The organism is Steroidobacter sp., from assembly GCF_016790065.1.
In the GTDB taxonomy this organism is placed as follows: Bacteria; Pseudomonadota; Gammaproteobacteria; order Steroidobacterales; family Steroidobacteraceae; genus Steroidobacter.
Window position 1 is genome coordinate 1 of record NZ_JAEUPY010000272.1, and the last position, 5,082, is coordinate 5,082.

6 protein-coding genes are annotated in these 5,082 nt (G+C 61.6%); 2 read left to right on the forward strand and 4 right to left on the reverse strand.

The features are described from left to right. Window positions 1–1,186 (reverse strand): sensor histidine kinase (locus tag JNL55_RS11755; protein WP_293853017.1); only part of this gene is annotated, 1,186 nt, incomplete at its 3' end. Further along, window positions 1,176–1,721, reverse strand: a complete 546-nt coding sequence (locus JNL55_RS11760; protein WP_293853018.1) for a response regulator — start codon at window positions 1,719–1,721, stop codon at window positions 1,176–1,178. The genes JNL55_RS11760 and JNL55_RS11755, both read right to left, overlap by 11 nt. Before the next feature lie 162 nt (window positions 1,722–1,883). On the opposite strand from JNL55_RS11760, the gene JNL55_RS11765 reads away from it, so the two are divergent. Continuing rightward, window positions 1,884–2,294 carry a DUF3597 domain-containing protein gene (locus tag JNL55_RS11765; protein WP_293853019.1) on the forward strand — a complete coding sequence of 137 codons (411 nt, stop codon included), beginning with the start codon at window positions 1,884–1,886 and terminating at the stop codon, window positions 2,292–2,294. A gap of 55 nt (window positions 2,295–2,349) precedes the next feature. Then, on the forward strand, window positions 2,350–2,853 hold the full coding sequence (locus JNL55_RS11770; protein WP_293853020.1) for a pyridoxamine 5'-phosphate oxidase family protein: 504 nt from the start codon (window positions 2,350–2,352) through the stop codon (window positions 2,851–2,853). A gap of 22 nt (window positions 2,854–2,875) precedes the next feature. On the opposite strand, the gene JNL55_RS11775 is transcribed toward JNL55_RS11770, so the two are convergent. Continuing rightward, the gene (locus tag JNL55_RS11775) at window positions 2,876–3,808 is read right to left on the reverse strand and encodes a MurR/RpiR family transcriptional regulator (protein WP_293853021.1); all 933 of its coding nucleotides are present in this window, start codon (window positions 3,806–3,808) and stop codon (window positions 2,876–2,878) included. 17 nt (window positions 3,809–3,825) lie between these two features. Then, window positions 3,826–5,082 (reverse strand): amino acid permease (locus JNL55_RS11780; protein ID WP_293853022.1); only part of this gene is annotated, 1,257 nt, incomplete at its 5' end.

A 5,082-nucleotide genomic window follows, 5' to 3' on the forward strand; every position in this document is an offset into this window, starting at 1 on the left:
GATGAGCGAAGGCAATCTGTCGCGCCAGACTCAATCCGATCCCCGACCCATCAGGCTTGGTCGAATAGAACGGCACGAATAGTTTTTCTCGCTGCTGTTCATTCAAGCCCGGCCCATTGTCGGCAACGGCGATGATCCATTCTTGCTCGCGCATCTCGCAGACCACCGATACCACGGGCGCGTCCGCCTCAGACGCCGCTTCGGCAGCGTTGCGAATCAAATTGATGATGGCCTGCTCCAGTAGCTCCGGATCGGCGAGCATGGTTGGCGGCGACGACATCATTCGGCGTTGGTAAGTGACACCCGCCTCGCGCAGCGTGGTGCGCATGAGCTGATCGATGCCGACGAACAACTGCTCCCAATCGACCGCTCGCAGCTTGGGCTCGGGTAACTCAGCGACCGCCCGATAGCGCTCCACGAAATTCATGAGCCCGTGACTGCGTCGCTTGATGGCTTCCAACGCACCCGACAGTTCCGTGGCTGCCACCGGCTCAGTCAATTGCGCCTCGCGCAGCAGTCGTTCGAGATTCTCGGACAGCGACGCAATCGGCGTCAGCGAGTTCATCATTTCATGCGTGAGCACCCGAGCTACATCCTGCCAGGCCTTGAGCTCGACGCCATCGAGTTCGCCGGCAATCCGTTGCAACGACAGCAGGCGCTGTTTGCCATCGCCAGCACCACGAAACTCCGTGGCGGAGACGTAGACAGGCTGACCATCCGACAGATGCACGACATGACGCGCACCCGGTGGCATGGATTGAAGCAAATCGGCAGTAGCACTTCCCAGCGCAGGAACCTCAGCCAGCCGCGAGAACGACTGCCCCGCCAAGCGTCGCGCCGAGCGATTGGCCGGTGCCGCTGTTCCATCTTCTCGAACGACAAACAACGCTGCGGTTACGGTGTCCAGCAGCGCTTCCGTGTATTGAAGCTGCTGTTCGCGTTGACGTGCCTCGCGCGAGGGCGGCGCTGATATGCCCTGAGACCCGACTTCCCGCTGAGCTCGTGACATCAATCGGCTCAGATCGTGAACGACCAACGCACACAAGCCGACCAGAATCAGTGCGGTGGCATACAAGTGCGTGTGGGCCAACAATTGGATGAGCAGCGTCGCCAACACGCAAACGACCATGACCCGTAACGCCACCGCGCGAGTCAGTCGTCCCCAGAGCGGAATCTCAGAGTCCATGTTTGGAGATGCGTCGATACAAGGCCGCGCGGCTCAGACCGAGACTGGCCGCTGCCGACGAGATGTTGCCTTCATGAAGATTGAGCGCGCGTTCTATGGCGGCACGCTCGATCACTTCCAGGTCCAACGTATCGGCGGCTCGCTTCGATCGCGTCAGCGACATTGCAGCCAGCACGACTTCGATCAACTTGTCGTTGCGCCAAGGCTTGAGCACGAAATCGGTGGCGCCTTGCTTGAGCGCTGCGACCGCCAGCTGCACGCCGCCGTAGGCCGTCATCAGAACCACGCTGAGATGCTGATCGACCGTTCGAATGCGCGCCAAGGCCGACATCCCTTCATCGCCCGTCCGCGCGCCGGCCGCGAAATTCATGTCCAGGAGCACAGCATCGAAGCGAGTATTTGCTAGCTGCTGATCCAACGTCGCGACCGATGCCAGGGTTTGCAGTTCTTGAACGTACGGCCCAAGCGCCACTCGCGCGGCGCGGGTTACGTCCTGATCGTCTTCTACGATGAGCACCGACCCTTGTTTGTCCATACGGCAAGCCTATGCGGCGCTCGTTGCCCCGACAAGTAAAAACGGCGCAGCGCGGCACCGCTGCCAGCCGCAATTTCCGGCGCCAAGGAACTTGCCGATGTTCAGTCCATTAGGACAAAGAACCCCCGTCCTCACCCGCATCGCCCTTACCCAGGAGACGCCATGAGCCTCTTCTCCCGCATCAAGGACGCCATCTTCGGAGCGCAGGCCAAGGCCGCACCGGCGCCGGCGCCCAAACCCCAGTCCGCACCCGCCGCACCGCCCAAGCCCGCTGCCACAGCGGCGCCGGCACCAGCACCGCAACCGGCTCCAGCCAACGTCGATGTGGCGGCTGTGCTGGAAGGCCTCGCGGCCAAACAGACGCAAAAACTCAACTGGCGCACCTCCATCGTCGACCTGATGAAACTGGTAGGCCTGGATTCGAGCCTGGAGAACCGCAAAGAGCTGGCCCGTGAGCTGGGCTACAAAGGCGACACCGCCGATTCGGCAGCCATGAACATCTGGCTACACAAACAAGTGATGAACCAACTCGCTGCGCACGGCGGCAAAGTGCCGCCGGAACTGAAGGACTAGCGCGCCGTCGTTACACATCAGGACCCACGCATCCGAACCAACCGAGTAAGCCGATATGCACACCACCGAAGAATGGCAGCACAAATTGTGGAAAGGCCTGGCATCCGACCGAACCGTGATGCTGGGGCTGACTGAAATCGAGAATGGCTATCCGCGACCCATGACCGCGCAAGTGCAAAGCGAGGACGGGCGCATCTGGTTTTTTACGGCCAGAGAGAATGCGCTGGTGCAACTGCTGACCCAGAACGATCGTGCGTTCGCCACCTTCGCCTCCAAAGGCCACGATCTATTCGCGACGATTCACGGCACGCTGCACTTGAGCAATGACCGCGCCATGATCGATCGCCTGTGGAATCGTTTCGTCGCGGCTTGGTTTGAGCAGGGCAAGGAAGATCCCAAGCTCGCGCTACTGCGCTTCGACCCCGAGCACGCGGAGATCTGGGAAGACGCCTCCAGTGTGGTGGCGGGCGCCAAGATGCTGTTGGGCTTCGACCCGAAAAAGGAATATCGGGATCGCGTGGCGGACGTGCCGCTCACACCCACCGGTCGGCATCACTAGCGTTAACGCTGGCGGCGCGAGCTCAACGTTTGGAGCGCGCGCTGCCTTTGCCGGCACGTTGCCGGTGAACGCGATCGAAGCCCATGAACGTGGCACCGAATTCGGACGCCACCTCCAACTGCGCATACACCGAGTCTCCCAGGCGCTCGATCACATCCTCGAGCAGCAAGTTAAGCAGCGACGCCATCGGCGCGTTGTTGTCCCAGAACCGACCTGAATCAGTGCGCACCTGCAAGGCGTGCGGAGTGAGATCGTCGGCCCATCGACAATAAGCATCGGTGGCCGTCACTAACGGCATCTGCAGTTCCTTCGCCTTCTGCGCCAGCAATCGAAACCAGCGCGAGTAGCGACGGGAATCCACCATCACCAAACAACTGCGAGTATTGGCCTCGGTTCGCAGATCTGCGAACGCACGCCCCTCGACCGACAGGTACTGAACGCCAGGACGCACATACGCCAGCTGATCGGCAAAGGCCATGGCGATGCCCCGCTCAGTCTGAAAGCCGACGACGAATACTCGTTCGGCCTTGGCGATGACTTCAACGGTCTTCTGCCATTTGGGCGTCTCCGCCAACGCATGCACCGATTCGATGGCTTCCAACTCGGCTCGCATCGCTCGAGCGCGTTCTGAATTTTTCGGGCCCGGCGCCGTGACGGCAGCGCGACGATTGGCCCAAGGCGCACGCATGGCATCGGGCAGCTCGGTGCGCATCTCAGCGCGCAGATCGCCCAATCCTTTGTAACCGAGCGCCTTGAGCGCGCGCCCGACCGTCATCGCGCTCACGCCCAAGCGCTTGGCGATCGAATCTGCCGTCTCAAACGGCAATTGCTCCGGATGTGCGGCCAGGTGTGCCGCGACGGATTGCTCCGAGGTGCTCAGCTCCTCCGCACGCGACTGGATCAGCGACTGATAACGATACTGAGGACTGGCCGGCGCTGATTTGTTTCTACTCATTCACTCTTGGAGCTTGATTACTGTCGGAGTTTGGAATGCTTCAGCCCATAGGCTGCATACACGACTGCGCCGATCACCAGCCATAGCGCGAGTCTGATCCAGGTGTCGCGCGGCAAACTTGCCATCAGCGCCACACACACCGCGATACCGCCAAGCGGCACCCAAGGATACGCCGGGACTTTGAACGGTCGCGCCAGGTCCGGACGATTCCGACGCAACACGATCACGCCGAAACAAACGATCGCAAAGGCCAGCAACGTGCCAATCGAGATCAGCTCGCCCAGCAATTGCAGTGGGAACGCGCCGGCGATGAGCGTCGCGGCGGCGCCCGTCACCAGCGTGCCTACATGAGGCGTGCGCCATTTCGGATGAACCGACATGAACATCGGCGGCAACAATCCGTCGCGTGACATCGCATAGAAGATGCGCACTTGGCCGAGCAATGTCACCAACAACGCCGAGATCAAACCGACAACCACGACTGCGCCGATCAGCGGCTTCGCCCACGCCAGCCCCGCACCGGCCGCCGCCAGCGCCACATACACCGGATCGGCGACACCGAGATCACGATAGTCGGCCAACCCCGTGACCATCAGCGCCACCAGGATATAAAGCACCGTGCAAATGGCCAGCGATGCCATCAACGCCCATGGCACGACACGCTGAGCATCGCGCGTTTCCTGCGACATGGCCGAGACGGCGTCGAAGCCGATGTAGGCGTAGAACACAATCGCTGCGCCGGTCACGACGCCGCTCCAACCGAAGTGACCGAAGCTGCCAACGTTCTCCGGGATGAACGGCGTCCAGTGCTCGCCCTGCGCGAACATCAACCCGGCGACGCCCACCACCAGGATGGCGGCGACCTTTGCTACGACGATGAAATCGTTGACGCGAGCCGACAGCTCCGTGCCCGCGAGCAGCAGCACCGTACAGAGCACGACGACACCTGCCGCCGGCACATTGAAGAGTGCGCCGGTCGCAACCAACCCTTGCGCCGTCACATCCAGCGGCGCCTGCATGAGCGACGCCGGTAATATCAGTCCGAAGTCGGCCGCCATCGAGGTCGCATACCCCGCCCAGCCTATGGCGACCAATGAGCTGGCAAATAAGTACTCCAGGATCAGGCACCAGCCAATGACCCACGCCACCACTTCGCCCAAGGTCGCATACGCATAGGTGTAGGCGCTGCCGGCAACCGGCACCATCGACGCAAACTCCGCGTAGCACAGCCCGGCTAATGCGCAGGCAATGCTCGCGAGGATGAACGAGATCAC

What these genes read in the sequence shown, in the direction of transcription:
- JNL55_RS11760 (WP_293853018.1), bottom strand. Translation starts at nt 1,721, where the DNA reads ATGGACAAACAAGGGTCGGTGCTCATCGTAGAAGACGATCAGGACGTA.
- JNL55_RS11765 (WP_293853019.1), top strand. Translation starts at nt 1,884, where the DNA reads ATGAGCCTCTTCTCCCGCATCAAGGACGCCATCTTCGGAGCGCAGGCC.
- JNL55_RS11770 (WP_293853020.1), top strand. Translation starts at nt 2,350, where the DNA reads ATGCACACCACCGAAGAATGGCAGCACAAATTGTGGAAAGGCCTGGCA.
- JNL55_RS11775 (WP_293853021.1), bottom strand. Translation starts at nt 3,808, where the DNA reads ATGAGTAGAAACAAATCAGCGCCGGCCAGTCCTCAGTATCGTTATCAG.